Annotated in this window: 11 protein-coding genes (1 of these 11 running past the window's edge); 7 read left to right on the top strand and 4 right to left on the bottom strand. The window is 44.2% G+C overall.

The window, feature by feature from the left end; translation table 11 throughout:
- Nucleotides 1-571, bottom strand: partial view of a ribonuclease PH gene (gene rph / locus J8Z28_RS03225; RefSeq protein WP_054554228.1) — the 5' portion only. Its footprint begins 143 nt before the window's first position; 571 of the gene's 714 nt are visible here — the first part of the coding sequence; its start codon is at nt 569-571; its stop codon lies beyond the left edge, outside the window.
- A gap of 181 nt (nt 572-752) precedes the next feature.
- Here rph and J8Z28_RS03220 point away from each other — a divergent pair, with 181 nt between their 5' ends.
- The 7 genes from J8Z28_RS03220 to J8Z28_RS03190 all read left to right on the top strand — a co-directional run bounded on the left by J8Z28_RS03220 (nt 753) and on the right by J8Z28_RS03190 (nt 8,069).
- Nucleotides 753-1,613, top strand: coding sequence for a YicC/YloC family endoribonuclease (locus J8Z28_RS03220; RefSeq protein WP_054563424.1), 861 nt, complete (start codon nt 753-755; stop codon nt 1,611-1,613).
- Between the two features lie 351 nt (nt 1,614-1,964).
- On the top strand, nt 1,965-3,221 hold the full coding sequence (locus J8Z28_RS03215) for a tyrosine-type recombinase/integrase (RefSeq protein WP_250659886.1): 1,257 nt from the start codon (nt 1,965-1,967) through the stop codon (nt 3,219-3,221).
- 1 nt (nt 3,222) lies between these two features.
- Nucleotides 3,223-3,561 (top strand): hypothetical protein, encoded by a 339-nt coding sequence (locus J8Z28_RS03210; protein ID WP_250659885.1) that lies wholly within the window; start codon nt 3,223-3,225, stop codon nt 3,559-3,561.
- A 195-nt stretch (nt 3,562-3,756) separates the two neighbouring features.
- On the top strand, nt 3,757-4,059 hold the full coding sequence (locus tag J8Z28_RS03205) for a type II toxin-antitoxin system HigB family toxin (RefSeq protein WP_001219935.1): 303 nt from the start codon (nt 3,757-3,759) through the stop codon (nt 4,057-4,059).
- Between the two features lie 31 nt (nt 4,060-4,090).
- Nucleotides 4,091-4,462, top strand: coding sequence for a helix-turn-helix domain-containing protein (locus tag J8Z28_RS03200; RefSeq protein WP_000354815.1), 372 nt, complete (start codon nt 4,091-4,093; stop codon nt 4,460-4,462).
- A gap of 25 nt (nt 4,463-4,487) precedes the next feature.
- Entirely contained in the window at nt 4,488-6,896 is a 2,409-nt protein-coding gene (locus tag J8Z28_RS03195) for a TOTE conflict system archaeo-eukaryotic primase domain-containing protein (protein ID WP_250659884.1), read from the top strand.
- Nucleotides 6,897-7,337: 441 nt separating this feature from the next.
- A complete protein-coding gene (locus J8Z28_RS03190; protein ID WP_502934615.1) occupies nt 7,338-8,069 on the top strand; it encodes a hypothetical protein in 732 nt (243 codons plus the stop codon).
- A gap of 507 nt (nt 8,070-8,576) precedes the next feature.
- On the opposite strand, the gene mads8 is transcribed toward J8Z28_RS03190, so the two are convergent.
- From mads8 to mads6, 3 genes are read right to left on the bottom strand one after another with little or no spacing between them, the layout of a single operon-like run.
- Nucleotides 8,577-14,045, bottom strand: a complete 5,469-nt coding sequence (gene mads8 / locus J8Z28_RS03185) for a methylation-associated defense system ATP-binding protein MAD8 (RefSeq protein WP_250659883.1) — start codon at nt 14,043-14,045, stop codon at nt 8,577-8,579.
- On the bottom strand, nt 14,042-15,688 hold the full coding sequence (mads7, locus tag J8Z28_RS03180; RefSeq protein WP_250659882.1) for a methylation-associated defense system protein MAD7: 1,647 nt from the start codon (nt 15,686-15,688) through the stop codon (nt 14,042-14,044). Before mads7 ends, mads8 begins: the two co-directional genes overlap by 4 nt.
- Nucleotides 15,685-19,821 carry a methylation-associated defense system protein kinase MAD6 gene (gene mads6, locus J8Z28_RS03175; RefSeq protein ID WP_250659881.1) on the bottom strand — a complete coding sequence of 1,379 codons (4,137 nt, stop codon included), beginning with the start codon at nt 19,819-19,821 and terminating at the stop codon, nt 15,685-15,687. Before mads6 ends, mads7 begins: the two co-directional genes overlap by 4 nt.
- Between the last annotated feature and the right edge of the window lie 6 nt (nt 19,822-19,827).

The raw sequence follows: 19,827 nt of genomic DNA, 5'->3' as shown, positions 1-19,827 counted from the left end.
AGATCACGTTCATATCTGTTTCGGCTTCAGAATCTTCTAGATACTCAAGGTCACTAATTGGTTGACCTTTATATACACCAACTGAAATTGCCGCAATCATATGCTTAAGTGGGTTTGAATTGATCATACCTTTACTACGCATGTAAGTAAGCGCATCAACTAATGCAACGCACGCGCCACTGATTGATGCTGTACGTGTACCGCCATCAGCTTGAATAACATCACAATCGATAGTAATGGTGTTTTCACCTAACGCCTTTAAATCAACCGCGGCACGAAGTGCACGTGCGATTAAGCGTTGAATTTCCATTGTACGACCGCCCTGCTTACCGCGCGATGCTTCACGACCATTACGAGTATGTGTTGAACGAGGTAACATACCGTATTCAGCCGTAACCCAACCTTTACCTTGGCCTTTCATAAAGCGTGGTACACCTGCTTCAACAGTTGCTGTACACAAAACTTTAGTATTTCCAAACTCTACTAATACTGAACCTTCAGCATGCATAGTGTAATTACGTGTGAATGTAACCGGTCTAATTTGGTTAGGTGTTCTTTCGCTTGGACGCATTAACGATCCCCTTAATTCTGAATTTGCCACATTATAAGTCGATGTGGTGCCAGATGCCATGTTCATTTACATAATTAACTGCATCAGAAAAGCACATTTCAGAAAATTTACGCTAGAGGTTAAAAGCTGATTCGGTATAATCAGTCAACTTTGTAAATTTAATAACACTAGGAAATCATCCATGATCCACAGCATGACAGCTTATGCGCGCCGCGAAATTAAAGGCGAATGGGGCACTGGCACTTGGGAAATTCGTTCAGTAAACCAACGTTACCTTGAAACTTTTATCCGCGCACCTGAGCAATTTCGTGGCATGGAACCAGTTATTCGTGAGCGTTTACGTAAACATTTACAGCGCGGTAAGGTTGAAGTTTTCTTAAAGTTTGCTGCAAATCCAGCGCATGTTGGTGAGTTAACGATTAATGAATCACTCGCTGAGCAATTAATCAAAAGCGCACAATGGGTGCAAAACCAAAGCAATGGTGACATCAACCCTGTTGATATTTTACGTTGGCCTGGCGTTATGGAAGCCGAAGAGCTCGATATGGATAGTGTAAACACTGCGCTAATTGCAGGGTTTGACCAAGTAATTGAAGATTTTAAACAAGCTCGCGGCGATGAAGGCGCAAACTTACAAGAAATGATAGCAACTCGCCTTGATGCTATTTTAGAGCAAGTAACTATTGTTGAAGGCCACTTACCAGAAATTGCTAAATGGCAGCGCGAAAAACTAAACCAAAAGCTAGAAGAACTAAAAACAGATATTGATGAGTCTCGCCTTGAGCAAGAACTTATTTACCTTGCGCAAAAGCAAGATGTTGCTGAAGAACTTGACCGCTTAAAGTCGCATGTTAAAGAAACCAAAAAAATCTTAACTAAAGGCGGCGCATGTGGCCGACGCCTAGACTTTATGATGCAAGAGTTTAACCGTGAAGCAAACACATTAGCATCAAAGTCTATCAACAGTGATATCACAAACGCTGCTGTAGAACTGAAAGTGTTAATCGAGCAAATGCGTGAACAAATTCAAAACATCGAATAGTTTTTTTACCCGTCCAAGAATGTCTTAGAAGCCCTGTTATTTGCTTGTAAATACAGGGCTTTTTTATTTTTCCTGTCCAAATCGGTTTGCAGATGTCCGTTACCAGTTGCTGTTTAAGTGGTGGGCAAAATGGTGGGCAGGACCTGTTTTTTTGACTCAATAAGCAAAAAGTCAAGGTATCTGGTGAGCAGATTTTTGCATCTATCTCACCACCGCCTTATGCCATCCCCACTTATCGTGCTGCTTGCAGATTGTTCAATCACTCAACTATCGAACCAATCGATAAACAAACAGTGGTGGGCAATGGTGAGCAAATTTTAACGATTTCTTAGGAATATAGAGTAACAAACGATGGCAAAACTAACCGCAACTCAGGTGCAATCTTATGCTCGCACCGCAGCAGCAAACAAAAAATACAGTGATGGTAATGGCCTATATTTTTGCGTAAGAAAATCTGGCATGCCGTATTGGATGCTAAGGTATACCAGCCTAAACGGACGACGAGAAGCCACGCTCGGTCAATATCCAAGTATGACCTTAGCAGAGGCTCGACTTGAATCGTCTAAAATGCAGCTACAACTTCAGCAAGGTGAAGATCCATTAGCAATTCGCGCTATTGAAACCATCCCAGAGATCCAAAATGTCAGCCAGCTGTTTCAAGACTGGTATGCCAAAGACTTAAGTCGCCGGTTAAAGCACCCCAATATACCCAAACGTGTTTTTACCAAAGAAATTGCACCAGTGATTGGTCAACTTCCTATCCAAGCTGTGCGCCCCACACATGTGCGCGAAGTATTAGAGCGCATTCGAGAAAGTAACCGCCCTACCATTGCCAACGATACCTTGATGTACATGAAGCAGCTGTTTCGGCATGCGATAAAGCTCGACTTAACGCTGAACAACCCAGCCGCAGCATTTACCGTAGACGATGCCGGTGGCGTGGAGTCCAGTAAAGACAGGATGCTCAACAAAGAGGAAATTCACTACGCCTTTAGCGTGTTTCATACCCATATCAATAGCTTTGGCCGCGACAACTACCTCGCTTGCTGCCTGTTTTTGGTATTGGGTGTACGCAAAAGCGAACTGTGCGAAGCTATGTGGCGTGAAATGGATTTAACCACGGGCGTATGGGACCTACCCAAGGAACGCAGCAAAACTGGCGTGCCGATAAGCATTCCCTTACCGCGCCAAGCCATTGCCTGGTTTAACGAGCTGCAAATCCGCGCTTGTGGCTCGCCTTACGTTTTCCCAGCCAGACGAGCAAGCCATCGTCCACATATGGGGCCAGATACGCTGAACCGCGCCATTTCTAAACTCTTTGGTCGCGAGCCAGGGCGCAAAAAACAGCCTCCCAATAAAATGGGCAAACTTGAACACTTCACCGTACACGATCTGCGTCGCACCTTTCGCAGCCTTGCCGCCTCTTTGGGCATTGCAGGCAATGTGGCCGAACGCTGTCTTAACCATAAGCTAAAAGGCGTTGAGGGTATCTACGACCGCCACGATTACTTTGAAGAGCGCCGTATTGCCCATCAAACCGTGGCTGATGCGGTTGAACCGCTAGTGAACTTTGAGCCACATTCGCAACAGCACGCAGGAGAGCATTAACATGCAATTTATGATGCGACTCGCCCCCATTACCTTTCCAATAGCCGTGCTGGCAGGGCTTGGCTGGTGTATTGGCATTGCCCTACTCGAACAGTCTCATGGTATAGGCTACGCACTTACTCGGCATTGCCTGATGGTATTCGTGGTACTCGCTCCTTGGCTGATACTAAAACTCATGTTCTACGTGATTATCAGTTTAGGACGCAAACTGGGGCTCATCCCGCCTGCACGTCCAACGCACAGCTTGGGGTATGAAGAATCACTCTATTGGTTCAGAGTATTGGCCTTCTTCGATGGCAAACGCAGCCGCATGCCGAAAAGGCCCATCAGGCGAAACTAACAATCCCCCATTTGCTCACTTACCGTGGGCAGTTGGGACAATGGGGCAACACTTGATACAGCGAGCTTTAGAAAGTGAATAAGAGGACAGCAAACTGCCCCAAGGAATGGGGCAATTGGGGATGCGGTAAAAACTCCTAACCGCATCAAAAATACCAAACTTGCAAAAGTCCCAATATGGGACTACCATCTATTTATGAGAATTATCGCACTATCAACCTTAAAAACATTTTGGGAAGACAGCCCAGAATACATTGACGCTAAAGAGCCAACTTTAGCTTGGTATAGGCATGCATTAAACGCTGATTGGGGATCACCGTCGGATGTGAAACAGGACTTTAGAAATGCCAGCATCCTCAAAGATGGGCGTGTCGTGTTTAACATTGCCGGTAATAAATACCGGTTAGTTGTTTGGATCAATTATGCCTACAAAGTGGTTTACATACGGTTTATCGGCAGCCATGCGCAATACGATAAAATTGATGTGCAAACGATTTGAAGCCAAAAGGTAGTAACAAGAGGTAAATATAATGGACATCAGACCTATTAAAACAGATGCCGACTACCGCGCGGCATTAAACGACATCGAAAACCTAATGATGGCGGAGCCTGATACCGTCGAAGGCGAAAAGCTGGACATTTTGGTTACGTTAGTTGAAGCCTACGAAGCAAAGCATTTCCCAATGGATTTGCCAGACCCTGTTGAGGCAATAAAGTTTGAGATGGAGCGCAAAGGCTTAACGGTTAAAGATCTTGAACCCATGATAGGTAAAAGCAATCGTGTTTATGAAATCCTAAACCATAAGCGATCACTTACGCTAAAAATGATTTGGAAACTTCATGAAGGGCTAGGTATTCCAGCAGAGTCGCTCATCAAACCGCCTCAAGTTCGCGCTTCATAGCGCTGCACATAAAAATTATGTTGTCATGAATGACGCTCGCTACCCAAACATTTCTGCTATTGATAACAGGCTAGCTGAGCTTGAAAACGAAAAGCAGCAGCTTCTCGCATTAAGAGAGGCTTTGCGTAGCGCTCAAAACGAGCGTTCAGTACAGACATTCACGCCAGAACAAAAGGTCGCCCTATTCAGACAACGATTTCGTGGAAGAGAGGATATCTTTGCCAATCGTTGGCAAAATCAACAGGGCCGCAGTGGCTATTCCGTAGCCTGTGATAATGAATGGGTAAACGGGGTTTGCAACAAACCCCGCATTAAATGCCAATACTGTTCACACCGAAAGTTTAGCGAACTAAACGAGCGCATTATTTACAGGCACCTTGCCGGTCATCAAGTGGTGGGGCTGTATCCCTTACTGAAAGATAATACGTGCTATTTGTTGGCAGCCGATTTTGACAAAGGCTGTTGGCAAGAAGAAGTCAAAGCAATGTCTAAAGCGTGCCAAGCGTTTGATATTCCCCACGCGATAGAAATCTCGCGTTCTGGCAACGGGGCGCACTTATGGATCTTTTTTGACACCAATATCCCAGCTAACCAAGCTCGGGCACTTGGTTTCGCTTTGCTTGATAAAGCCATGGAAATATTTCCAAATCTATCGTTTGACTCCTATGACAGGCTCTTTCCTAACCAAGATGTTCTTCCTGAAGGCGGGTTTGGTAATCTCATCGCGCTACCACTTCAAAAGGAGGCTCGCCTTTCAGGTCGTAGTTGCTTTGTTGACAGTGATTTGAATGCGATTGACGATCAATGGCAGTACCTAGCTGAGCTTAAAACGCTTACGCAATCGAGTATTGATCAACTCATAACAACCATTTCACCCAACCCCCTATTACTGTCCGAACAAGGGCTAACAGATAACCGCCCACCTTGGGAAATCACAGCCAAAGCCACACCAATAAAATTAGAGTCTTTGCCGAAAACCGTGACCATTACCTTGGCTAACCATATCTACTTTTTGATGAGCGAGTTACCTGAGCCACTACTGGCAGGACTCAAGCGATTAGCGAGTTTTTCTAATCCTGTGTTTTTTAAAACACAAGCGTTGCGCTTTTCAACCCATGGCATTCCGAGGTTTATTTCCTGTGCTCGTATTGAAAACGGTTATCTAGCACTACCGCGAGGCTGTCTCGATGACTCGATTGCTTTGCTACAAGAGCACAGTATTTCGCCACTGTTTGACGATAAGCGTGAAACCGGCAAACCATTATTAAAACTTACCCCTGAGTTCACTTTGCGAAAGAACCAGCGTGACGCAGTGGCCGCAATATCTAAACATGACTTCGGTATTTTGCATGCGCCGACCGCATTTGGAAAAACGGTTACTGCCATCGGCATGATCGTAAAACGCAAAGTAAATACCCTAATACTGGTTCATAGCCGACAACTGCTTGAACAGTGGCAAGAGCGATTACGCACGTTTCTACCCGACGTAAACATTGGCAGTATAGGCGGGGGTAAAAGAAAGCCGAGTGGCATTATCGACATTGCCACCTACCAAAGCTTGGTTAATAAAAAAGACAACTCCATCACGCCTCTCATCCAAGACTACGGCCACATTATTGTTGATGAATGCCACCATCTGTCTGCGCCAAGGTTTGAAATGGTACTCAACGAGGTAAGAGCAAAATATGTATTGGGCCTAACAGCAACGCCAGAGCGACAAGATGGCCATCAGAAGATCATTTTTATGGCGGCAGGTCCCATTCGCTATAAAGTGAAACAAAGTCCTGATGAGCAATTTACTCAAACCGTGATGATTCATCAGCTCTACGATATACCGCCAGCTGAGCTAATAAAAACAGATGAGCGACCCAAAATAAGCGATGCTTACCGCTGGCTCGTCGATAACCAACAGCGCACTTCAAAAATTGTCTCAGACGCCTCTCAGTGTGTTCAAAATGGTGGACACCCGTTAGTCCTTACAGAGCGTAGAGAGCACGCAGAGTACATACACTCACGACTTACCGAGATGGGTATAAGCACTGTCGTACTTAAAGGTGCCATGAAAGCTGCGGAACGCAAGAACGCTGACAATCATCTGCAATCGGCTCAAGTCGTCGTCGCAACAGGAAAATATGTAGGCGAAGGGTTTGACCTACCAAGACTGGATACGTTGTTTTTGGCCATGCCCATCGCATGGAAAGGTACATTGGCTCAATATGCCGGTCGTATTCATCGTGAATCGGAAGGAAAAACACAAGTCACCATTCACGACTATGTGGACTGCGCCCTCCCTATGCTGCAACGCATGTTTAAAAAACGCGAGAAAAGCTACAAGGCAATGGGGTACGCCCTTGAATACTTTGAGGGTAACAGTGACAAGCAACCTTCACTCAAGTTGGAAGACACCTCTCCATCAAATCCCAAGTTAAATTAGCAAGCCGCTCTTCGTTGAACACTTCCTCATACTTTTATACCCATACGCCAAAACCACTATCCGTTTGGCTTTTGGATCGAAACGCCAAACAGGGAAATTAGACCACTTACTGTTTGGCTTCTCGATTGAAATCCAACGCTGCTAAGCCTTGCCGGTACTGGCACAAAGCAAGGTTTGGCACTTTTTGTACCCTAAACCAACCTCGGCATAAAAGTACAAACCGTTTGATTTTTTAAACCCAGAATGCAAACGATCGTTTGGCGTCTCGATTTTTTTGCACTAGCCAAATGCCGCCAAACAGCGCCGTATTGGACTATGTATATCAAACAGTTAGCCGCGCACAGATCATCATAAAAAACTGATTTGACTGGTTAGTTTGATGGCCATTTCTTTCATCTATTTCACCACCGAGTCTGCACCCGACGACTGAAAATAGACGGCATGAAGAACCATAAGGTGATAAGTGACGTGTTGTGGGCAAGTGGTAACGATTGGGATAGAGAATGGATACAGCAGCTGGTCGCGTTACTGGTTGGGCATGGCGCGTTTACTCTCTACCCAGCATTAAGCCAGTGCGATAATGCCGCCGAACGCTTAACCCGCTGGCTGGCCTATCAGCTACCGCGGGTTAAACAAGCACACCCTGGCTGCCCGATTTACCAATGGCTGAACAGCATTGGTGCAAAAGCGATCTTAGAAAAATGGCAGTACCCCGAGCAATGGCCAAACCTGTATTGGTTGCCTTTACCTGAGGTTGATGGCCACGCCCAAGGCGGGCTAGTTTTGTTACCAGCGCATTTGTTACCGGCACATTTATTACCGACAGATAGGAATGGCACGAGTCAAACCAACACATTGCTCGCAAACACGCCCGCCAACGCCTGTATCTTTTGGTGCATTACGCCTTTATCTAAAACAGGGAAACGCGCTACCTTACACCCCAATCAGCAAAACCGAGCTTTTTGCCTGCCCAGTTCGCCGGAGCAAATAGGAAAAACGTGCACGGGGTTATTGCTGAGTGGTTTAAGAAAAGACAACGGAAAACGAAACGCCAACGTGATCAGCCACCAAATCAATCTAGCGCTGCTGCACCACCTTTGTGGGCCGGAGAATGATGTGTGGATTACGAACAAATGCTTTGTTAACGAGAAGGAAACTCAACAACAAGGCTAAATAACTTGATATTTGTTTTGAAGAAAACCACAATTTCACTCAAGCTATTTAAAACTGGTTGAGCCTTTACCTAGCGTTTTGGCTCGTGGCTGCGCCTCAGTCGCCGTTAAGACTGGGGTTTACCTCTTCCAAACTACCCGAAATCACAAGCCCCAGAAACGAGTAACCCCTCACAGGGCGCTGATCTAACGGGTAGCGGGAGGGGTGTTGTTGGTGCGATTTTAATATCAAAAGCGTCAAATAGCTCGATATTTTTATATATGTCGCTACCTCTAATCTGCTTGCCTTTGCTTCAATTAGAACTGCCCAGAATTTCTGGGTGATCGCATTTGCGCGAACCGTCACATTTTAAACAAAAAGCACGACTACACTAATGGGTGAATTATCAATCGTAACTATCTTAGTACAGTAACTGGTTGCGTAACCAGCTACCCCCGATAAATCAAAAGCTTAACCAACAAAAAACATCAATACAGTCAGCGGCTAGATATCAAGTGACCAAGATACTTACACGGCAGTCAAAGTATCCCCACCATGCTTAGTAACTCTTGGGCGACACTGAATCTTCATTGCGTCGCTGACAAATGCGTTATCACTGGCTTTGCTAGACCAAATATATGCCTCACCTGGTTTTAACGCTCCAAGCTTCTCAGGCGTTAGTGATTTCAAACCGATACAGGCTTTTTGAATATGCTTTAACCAGTCCGGAGCGTTGAACTTATGCAGAATAATCTGTGATGAAAGCTGAATAAGTTCCACCGGTACAGACGGTGGATCTTGGCTGGCAATCATGACACTGGTGCCCTTGTGGCGCATTTCGCGTACCGTTTCCACAAGCCCTTTTACTAGGTCTGGACTATCGATGTATTTATGACATTCATCAAACACAATTAGCTTATTAAAAGATTGCCCTTGGTACTTGGCTTCCGAGAATATTTGCAGAAGCACCACAAATAAGCCTAATGCCTCATCTTTTTCGATGAATTCGTCTCGAACATCTACAACGATCATTCTGCCTGGTCGAATCAGCGAACCAACGTTTAATTGGTCATCAATGTACTGTTCAGCAAAATCCAAACGCATGTCTGCTAGGTCTTTAAGTGAATCCGAAAGACTAGAGTTTTGTATTCCATCCCTTATCGCTTGGATCGAGAGGTTATTTCGATTTTTACGCATAATATTGCCTAGTTGGCGGATATATGCGGCTTGGTTGCCGATAGCCCCCATCAAAAATTTCCAGTGCCCAGCTTGCAATTCAGAAGAACAAAACTTCAACGGATGTACCTCAATTCCAGGGTACTCAGCACGACGTTCGTTTAACTTGTCTTCAGGAGCTAACAACACAACATCATCTAAGGAAGCTGGCTCCGCACCATATACTTCTTTAAGCTTAGCTAACTGCGTAAAATCGTCATTTGGAGCTATCATCGACGTAAACTCAGGTTTATAGTCCTGAGTAGCACTGTAATGGAATATCACACTGGCCAACTCTTTATGCAGCGTATTGATCGATGGAATTGATTTAGTTGCCATCTCCACAACTGAGCCTAATGTATAGCTTTTGCCCCCTCCTTGAACACCAAATAAACTTAGTGTGTGTGTATGGTTTAAATCTAAGGCTATTTTCCGTCCATGGACCTCTCCCAATAGGCCAAACTGAGCAGAGTCACCGTTGACACCGAGAACGATATCGTGGGGAACGACCTCAATTTTATTACCCGTTGTGATGTTAGGGATGTGCAAATTTTCGTCTGGCTCTGGCTCTGGCTCTGGCTCTGGCTCTGGCTCTGGCTCTGGCTCTGGCTCTACAGTATTAGTTATTGCAGGAGCTGGATTACCAACAGGTTTTACTTCTTCAACGCCCTGATTAATCGACGGCGAAACAGTAGCTGGCTCATCATCATTAAAAGGCAGTACTTTAATCGTTTCATCTTTCGAAGTATCTGGCTTCTCAGGTAAAGTGATCGCAGCTTGAGATACTAATTCAGCCCAAGATACGGTTCTATCTCGCTCTTTATGTAAAAATTCGGCCGAAGTTAACTTAGGCAGCGTTAGCTCAAGTGAATCCAACGTTCCTTCACTGTGTTCATTATCCTCAGGCACTTTAGCGGAGAGCAATTCGTCAATATGGTTTCGCCCAACACGATGAAACTCGATACCAACTTCTTTTTCAACGCCGGAACTATTCTGACCGAAATCAAAAATAACTGCACTTCGGGTAATTGAAAGCTTGTATCCCTGTTCCAAGGTCCGAAGCAAAAATCTCGCCTCCTCAACAACCTCAGAAGTCAATAAACCAAAACGTTCAGATCGTTTAAGGTAATGTTCAAGAAGGACACAGAGCTTTTGTGTTTTAACCAAGCGATCAGGTCTATCCGGTGTTGTACGAGTCAAATCAAAATGACGCTGAAGAACACGTTCAGATTCCGAGATTTGCTCAGCAATACTCTTTTTTAAACCTTCGTACTTCGTCATATCGCCGACTTCTGAATAACACTTAACTTCGACTAAATTACAACGAATTGTGCGTGATGAAGCATCTAAATCGAACAATGCTAAATCAGTTCTTTTAAAGCTAACGTCAGCACCAAGCTCCCCATCTCCTTTTTGAAGCTCGGAATATAGCTCTAGGTGGGCATCTAAAGGAACAATGATCTGATCTTTGAACACCCCCTGGTATTCAAGATAAAGTTTGGATAGCGCCAACCCTAAGGCTTCCGACTTTGAAGCGCTATTTGAAGCCAGTTTTAGTGCAAGCCTGCCTGACAACGCTCTAAGTGAGTCTAAAACCCTCGTCGCCTTATTAACATCAGAAACAATTTGATGCTGTTCTAAGGTCCCTCTCAATAATGCTTCTATTTCTGTAGTAGAACGCGAAGTAATAACAAAGTTGTGCGTGTTTGAAGAAGCCATTTCAGGGCTGTGATCGATCAGATAATCTGGACGACCATCTTTACCACCGTGATCAAAAAATTCAATGCCCAAGTTTCTATCCACAGTGAATACCCAATCACTGACTTCGTGTAATTGATTTAACAAAGCTCTTTCAGCGCTATCAAGAGCCAACCTGACTACAGGCACCTGTTCTAAAGAAAAGTCGCCCGTCGCTAATGATGCGGTTATTCCCGACATCATTTTAGGCAGTTTTGCTATAGCCTCCGATATCTGGCCACCAAAAAGCATTTTCGCAGCACCATGTCTCGTGTGACGATCCCAAGCAACAACCCCATTCTCATCGAAGTAATCAATGCAATAGTCCTGATACAACCCATATATAGGCGCAACTTGTTCATCTGCCTGCGGTTTTACTACCGATAACTCTTGTGCAGGGAACACATCGAATAACATGCTTAGATGAGACTGAAACTCATCAGGCGACTGCTCAAACTCAGAGCTAGCTCTGAGCGAAATGCTTAACTTTGGCTGCAAGTGATTTTCTGCTGAATGAAATAGCTGATTTTCATTCTCACTGTCTTCGCCACTATTTATCAGATTAAATAAATCAGCGCCTACTTCTGTCGCGTATGGGTCAGCTACGAATAGACGAATATCAAAACTAATATGCTTTAGCTCCGGTTTCTTTCTCAAAGCCAACAACATGCCCGCTACGGCTCCCGCAGCCCCCGCGTTAAACACATTGATCGATAAACAATTCACATAGGGGTGTTGTATCAGATATCTTTCGACTTTTGTGGCGAGAAAGGTACTACTTTGCTTACCAACTTGCTGGTAATCATTTTTAATACCAAATGCCGTTTTAATTTTATCAATGAGTGCTTGTGGCTCTTTTTCTTGTGCAGACGACAGAATACTCCAAAATGGATGAATACTATCAAGTGCGACCATCAACTGGCCTTGAGAGTCTGGCAGAACGTAAGGAAAATTGGTTAATGCGAGTTCTTCTAATAAACTGTTTTTAGTTCCTACCGCGATTTCCTTACCAACCTTCTCACTCTGTCTTGCCCAAGCTTCCGCAAGAGAAGCCCATCCACCTAGCCATAAAGCCCTCAGTGGATGCGTAGGCCCCAGTAACATGGCTTTTTTATAGCTGCCGTCATAATTCCATATCACGATTGAAAGTGAATCCAAGCGAAGTAACGCGGCTAATTCAGTCGAATAGTCATGTCCATTTTCAGTTTCCTGAAATACCGCTGCTAGGTATTCTAAATAGCTGCTGGAATACAAGTAGGCTTCATGTGATGAAGACACATGATCATGAGCGACAGAAATTAGCTCTTTCTCATCTTGATGTATAATTTGAAAGTACGTTTCACGTGCCACTTTAAACTTTTCAAACTGGCTTTCTACACCCTTTATTGGCCAATCTACAGCATCGGCACCAGACTCACTTGCTTCTTGATTGCGAATTTCTACACGCCAAGTCAAAGCGGCCATTGGATTAGCTAGAATTTTTTGCTCAAAGTCTTTTAAGTAAGTGGTAACGGGGATTTGAATACCACTTCCTTTCTTGAATTTCACATTGACGATCGACTCAGCCTTACTCTTACTATCCTGCCAAGTCGTTTCCATTACTTCAGCATTGGCAAATTTCTCAGTTTCGATGACGTTGGCAAATTCAGCTTTAATCTTCGCATGCGCTAATGACGCCTCTCTGACTTTTCGCCCCTCAATTGGCTCAACCTCTGCATCTGCTGCTGGCAATACATAAAACAGATCACTTTCATTAATTCGTGAGCCAGCTTCCCCCGCACTGGACGTACCCCACGGTATTGGACACTGTTTGTCATCAACCAAGGGTAGTAATTCATCGTTTTCATCGAACGCTTGAATTCGAATGTAATGCCAACCTTCTTCCCATTCGATTCCAGTCAACTTATTAAACGTGATTGTAACTGTGGATTTTGATGTAGCTTTACCTACCTTAATTAACCCAACAAAATCACCTTGTTGAGTAAACACCTGAGCTTTATATTTCGCTAAACCATTAACTTCACTAGGCTTTGGTGAAACAGAAAAAGTCACAGAAAACTTTTTCAAACCACCTTGGCCAGTAGTTAATACTTGTTGGCCAATCAGTTGTTGCAAGTTTGGGTCTGTTTCATCTTCAGGAATAAGCGGCAAACCAACCTCAGTCACCGTTAAACAAACTGCATCAGTGGCATCTTCCTCATATTGAAAGCGCCATTTATCAAAAGTGAGTGCCCAGTTGCTGCTATCCACCACTAATTGCTTGCGCCAACTGCTATCGAGTAGATTTTCCTGATCATTTAAAAAGAGCGCTAATCTCTTGTTAAAATCTTCACCTTCTAGCTGTAGGTCATAAACGGTTGCAATCGCTGATTTCTCAGAGCGGTTTATAATTTGTACACACTCACGATTTTTAACTAATTTGCGTACCAACATAGAATGATCTTGATGCAACTCAAGATCAGGAATCAACCCCAACTCGTAAAGAGCAGCACCAGCAACACTTGGATCAAAGCCATTAATCTTAATCGTTAACGCGTATCGCAACCATTGATAAGCACTGAGTTTTAACGCCGCCTTTTCTTGAAGAATGAAGTAAACTTCGTCCAACAACCGCTTAATCGGATCAGGAGATTCAGCCTTTACTTGATTAAACGCAAGCCAATAAGCATCTGAAATATCAATTTGTTCAAAGGTCGCAGCACCAAAAGAGTCTTCAGAGGACGTTTTTAATTCATTGGGTACAAAAATCAGTAATGGCTGGCGAAGCTGGCCGTCTTCATCAGGGTTTCGCAGTTCAACAAGCTTGGTACTGGTAACCGAAAAATTGCGCGTCGCTTTCTCTGCCAATACGGCAACCTGGGCATACTCAACCGCACCTGATATGACTTCACTAAGCTGATACATCAGCTCAGTTTCTAAATCAGATACCTTCATGCAGTGGCCCGCACCGCGAGTTTCTAGTAACATCTTAAACTTAGGTACAAGGACACTGATTAAGCTGCCGTCAATATCTGACTTAATAACGGTTTGAATTCCCTTAATCATGCGCTATGTCCTTTCATACTTTCATTTTGCTTACTATTTATCTGATACCTTGGAGTAACCGTTTGTGTTACATACGCATCAGAAAGATCGCGATAAAAACCAATTTCTCGTAACCGGCGTTTAAAACCAGATAAGTTATCTCTAAGCGCTTTATTCACATCAATTGATGACTCACAGAAAGCATCTGTGTCGGGTAACGAATCAATAAAAATGCCATATCGTTCTTTTAAGAAAGTTAACAGCTCATCAACTCTTAATTCCTTAGTGTGAAAACCCAAGTCACCACCTTTAGTGAGTACCGCCAGCTGTAACAACACTTCTAGCAGTCGTCCATCAACGCTAAATCGACGTCCACCAGTGCTACCACTTTGTTGTTCTAACAAAGCACCAGGTTTATTCTTGAGCATAAGACTATCTAGGTTTTTGACTAAACCAGAGCGAATTGCATTACCTTGGACAAACAACAAAATCTCTATGTAGGTTTCATACTCAGGTAAGCCGAGCTGGGTAATAGCATGAATCTCTGGCGGAATTTCCTCTGACTCATGTGCAGATGACACTGACGCATCTAAAATTCCAGCGTTACGTTGACCAAAAAACTGATCGCGCTCTTGCTCTAACGGCGACTCCAGCAGAGTGAACAAATCAGGCACTGACATTTGTTTTATCGATTTTGCCCCCGATAATTTACCTTTTTTCGATAGATACTCTGCAAATTCATCGAGTTTTTTAACGCCGAAATAGGCTTTAATAAAAGCTGGAATACGCTTGTAGTGTAACGTCGCACTTTGCTCAGCCATCGATTCACTCAAGCTATTAGCGCCATTTGTCATGTCCACATAGAGCGCCGTCTTTTGTTTATTGCTCTCTTGGAGATTACGGCCCTTATTCTTAGCCAAAGCCGGTAGCAACTTAAACAATTTCAATTGGTATAGCGCCAGGTGAAAGGCTAACAATATCTTTATGTACTCAACCATCACTGAACGAGGAATATACTGGCGATACGTCAGAAGCTTAATGATATCTTCAGCTAAAATATCCGCAGCTTGTTGATTAAGCGGCGCAAACCGTTCTTGTAAGTCAGTATGATCCGGCGCGTCAGACTTTACTTGATCAGACAGTCTTAATATTGCCTGCGTTTCAACATCTACTTGCGACGAACTATCATACTGACCTGTCGTAGAATCGACACCAGCAAAGAAAAACTGTTTGAGTCGGTTAATCGCGGTCTGACCATTATTGGCATGGTAAAGCAACTCATATACTTGCTTAGAGGCACCATAATCCCGGCAATTTTTAGGATTTCGAAACAAATAAGTATTGCCGTGAAGTGGTCTCGGTGCAGCAACCGCTTCGTTAGCCTTGCCACGATTAATTAAGTCCACCAAGTGGGTTTCAATCCACTTTTCAATAGTAATAGGGGCTTGAGAGAAGTTTTTAAAATGTGTTTCATTACGAGAGTCTAGAAACTCGTCTTTAAACAACTCAACCGTCATACCTTTAGCACTTAGTTTACTAGAAGCGCCATTGTGCTTTAGCCGAGCGAATAGATGAGTTAAGACCCTATCCATTTCAACAATTTTGTAATCAAGATAGCTCACTTTATTGGTGCGAAAAGCCTTATCTTTTTTACCTAACTTCATGGCTGAACCTCCGCTACCAATCGTTCTAATTGCAACACACCACCTTCTTCGTCGCGGGTTATTTTTTCATACTGTTGGCCGTTGGTAGTTAACAAAACCTCTTGATAAGGCGCTGAAGCCAGTACGTTCTTAAATACGGTTAAACTTAAATAAAAACTCTGCTCCGCTTGCGCCGAAGGCACATAGCCTTGATTAAGGCGATGCAGCATTTCAAACAAGTCCAAATCTAATTCCAACTCTGCGGTAAGGCCGGTTGCATCTTGGTACTTGAGCAATAGTGACTGCGGACTATGCTCCACAAATGACGAGTTCATCGCTGCGTCTTTCACTTCAATGGAAAAAACATCCGATGGGAATAAGCGATAACTTCTAATAGTGCCTAAGTGTACCTTACGTACTTGCATCGCCAGCTGGCCGTTAAAATACATCGGATTATGCAAACCTTCGCCACGGTTAATTGCATTAATGGCAAGCGATTTCGCTTCATTTAGTAACGTACTGTCTTCGAGGTAACGTACTAATAACTTCGCTGAACGATAAGGCAGTAATGTTTGCCAGTTTTCTCCACGGCGCTCAAAGTAGGCCTTTCTGCGTAACATCCCAACCATATTACGATGAGATAGATAGCGTTCCTTACTCTCACTTAGTGCCGTGCCATTTGGTAAGCTCTGATGAACATTGGCTAGCAGCTGAGTTTCGTGTTCACTACGCTGATCAAACTGCAACCAATCAACTGCATCTAAGCCTAAAAAGTCCAGTCCGCGATCTAAGCGAACGTCAGACCCTTGAGCAATGTCAGTTTCTCTCAGCAGCTTTAACAATCTATCTTGGGTATTGTCGTTACCGCACCAAGCGTTAAAGTAATAACCGTGAAGAATTTTGTCGGCTTCGCCATTGGCATAGATTTCTTTAATTTCGTTACAGGAGTATTCACCGACTAGCGTATAACTCAGTGCCGAGCGTAAATCTCGCATCGTGATATGTAGCTGATTGCGTAAACTGGTCAGTTTGTAAATATACTTCAAACGCTCGATGACTTTAGGGCCAGTTTGCTCGTCTTGAAAGGTAGCAATATTGTGCTTAACGTAGCATTTGTCTTTTAGCGCACAATAATCACAGCCTTGCCAAACCTTGGCCGAGGTCATTTTTCCGATGATTCGCTCAAAAATAGACTCAGGTTGACTTTGCGTCGAAGCCAGCACATCGCGCATATTCAGGTTAACTACCGCCACGTCATTTTGCACTGAGCCATCTTTTAAACTTTGTTCAACTACGGCTTTTAGAGCAGAAAACCTTTCTGAATGTTGGGTTAAAAAGTCGACTAGCCGACCTTCGTTAATGGCAATTAACCGGGTCTCGTGATGTGGCCATGCATTTGAATCGTTACCTTGATAGACGCTAAAGAACTCTTCGAGTACCGCGTCATTATCTTTGTTACCTTCGTCTTGACTACCATCGTAGTTAGTCAGGTTTTTATGACCATTTATTTCAAACCAGCTGCCATTCCCTTGTGGGTTTAAGTGAACGCTTGTTCCTTGCGCTTCAACTTGAGCCTCCAATTGCTGCAAAAATGCGGTTTTGCCATCACCTGCATTACCGGTAATCAGTACCAAGCGCAGTTGCCCAGCCAGAATTGCAGGAGCAAGCTCGGTATCTAAGGCGGTTTCAACGTAAATTAACTTTGCGTAATCATCTAAGCCACGGGTGCCGGCATTTGAATGCCGACTTTGGCTATACAGCGTCAGCATAAAATCATGAAACGCAGATTTACTTGGGTTAGAGCCATCCGCAAGTGGCGGCAAATGAAACTGCGAAGTACTTTCTTCCGATAAAGTTTGCGCCTTTTTCAATTGCTGGACTTTATTCAGTGCTTTCAGCAATTGTTCGGCAGATTCAAAACGGTCAACTCGTTTTGGAGCGATCAGTTTTAGCAGGACCGCCGAAACATCATCGGTTAAATTAAAGCTCTGGGTAAACTCACTAGGGTGACGAGCTAACTCGTCCATAGGTGGGCACTGCACGTTGGCCCATGGGTATTCACCGGTCATGGCACGATATAGGGTAATGCCCAAGGCATATAAGTCCCTGTCAACTAAATCAGAGGCTTGCGGTGTTTCGGTAATACTTAAATCTGGTGGTAAATACTTCCGTGAACCGCCCCCCAAGGTTAAATCTTCAGCATCTACCGATACATTAAAATCGATGATACGAACTTTACCGTCTTTCCAAATCAGATTTTGTGGCTTGATGTCACAGTGGAAAATATTGTGCTCATGTAAATGCTGTAAACCTTCTGCTACCTGCTTAGCCATGGTCCACACTTCGTGTGCCGTTAATGAGCGTTGCTGGATCAGCTCACTGACATCTAGGCCTTCAAGGTACTCAAAAACAATATAAGGAGGACCTTGATTAGGAAGTACGTCTGCATCGTACACCTTTACCACATAAGGGTGCTCTGGCAGTTTAACCAAGGTGCGGTATTCCTGCTTTAAGCGCTCTAATACCGATTCTCTATCATTCAAAATCAGTTTCACCGCACGCGAAACATCACCAAAGGTATCCGTTACCTTATACACAATACCAAAACCGCCAGGTTTACCCAGCGGTTGCTGCACGACGTATTTATTAGTTAGCTGGTAGCCACTCGGTAAGCGCTTGTAATTGACTGAAGGCTCATGGGTATTTAACGATTTAACACTCAGTTGTTCGGGTTTATTAGCCTCAATAGTTTCTACTGCTGCTTTGGGTTGCCAGAGTGCATTAAATTGCGCCAGCGCATCTTCTGGGGTTGGCCGTTGCAGTGCATCTTTGTGACATAAGGTTTGTAGCCAATCATCAAATGCTGCTGGTAGCTGTTTATATCGCTCACTTAACTTTGTACTGAACAGACACGATTTCTCGATAGCTTGGGTGACCGAATCAAAGGCCGCATCACCACTAAACAGCTCAAAAATAACCAGACCTAAACTGTACATATCCGAGGCGCAGCTCGCTGCATGGCTATCAGCCCAGAGTTCGGGGGCTTTATAACGGTTTGAGATCCGCTGCTGTACTTCGTCTGCAATTGTGGTGGTGTTTTCACTCCCTATCCGAGCGTAGTCAAAATCAATCAGCCTTGGCTGACCATCGGCCCCCATTAAAATATGCTCAGGGGTAATATTGCGATGGACTACGCCATTGCGGCATAAATGCGCTAACGCCAACAACAGGTCATTAACGATGCGCTTTTTCTGATCCAATGTGAGTAGTGAGCTTGCGTCTTTAAGCTTTTTGCTGAGGATTTCGCCAGGAATGTCGTCGGTTAGTAGCAAATACTTGTCTTGAGCTTCGGTAACAAAAAAGTCTTTCACACCAATAATGGCAGAATGCGAGGGCATTTTTGCAATGGCACGATACGCGTTTTCAATTAAGCGCTTTTGCTTGCTGCGTTCCTCTTCTGGCAGATAAGGGTCGGCTTTATAGGCTTTAGCCAGCACAGTGCCGCCTTTGCGACCAGCGGTAATGTTAAATACACGGTATTCCGTAAAGTACTGATTATCGGTCAAAGTTTCAGCCACTTCCCAGTTACCAAAACGTACACCATGGCTACGCTTTTTGGCCGATTTACCCAAGGCCTCTGCGATAATCTGAATGTACTTAGTCACATTGCGCTCAAAGCGCTCTGGAATACGGGCACTGTCGGTGAAGAAACGGGTGCTGTTTTTTAGTGCCACTACATGGCCGCGCTCGCGATCTTCCGGGTCCTTGAACTCGCAATCATCTATAGTGAGCACCACCGCAGTGTCTACATAGATGTTTTTTAAGTCTCTATTTGCGCGATTTTGCTTACAAATGAGGCCAGATAACGACTTAGCATTGCCGCGTAATTTTGGTAATGGCGAGCGATAACTGTTGTGGGTAGTGTGCCAAGTGGTGCCGTCCACCTCAACTTTTCCGTGGATGCCCTTGGCATCCACTAAATAAATGGCATGGGGCGCAACAACACAGATATCCACTTCAAACAGCTGGTCATACTGTTCAACTTCAAAGCTATGAATAATAAAGTAATCGTCTGGTAACTTTTCTTTTAACCAAGCGATAGCTTTACGCTCTTCATCGTTAACCACATCACCAATTGCAAATACCTGTGCCATAAACCT

Source organism: Pseudoalteromonas sp. SCSIO 43088, assembly GCF_023650795.1.
GTDB lineage: Bacteria > Pseudomonadota > Gammaproteobacteria > Enterobacterales > Alteromonadaceae > Pseudoalteromonas > Pseudoalteromonas shioyasakiensis.
This window is presented reverse-complemented; position numbering and strand designations above follow the sequence as displayed.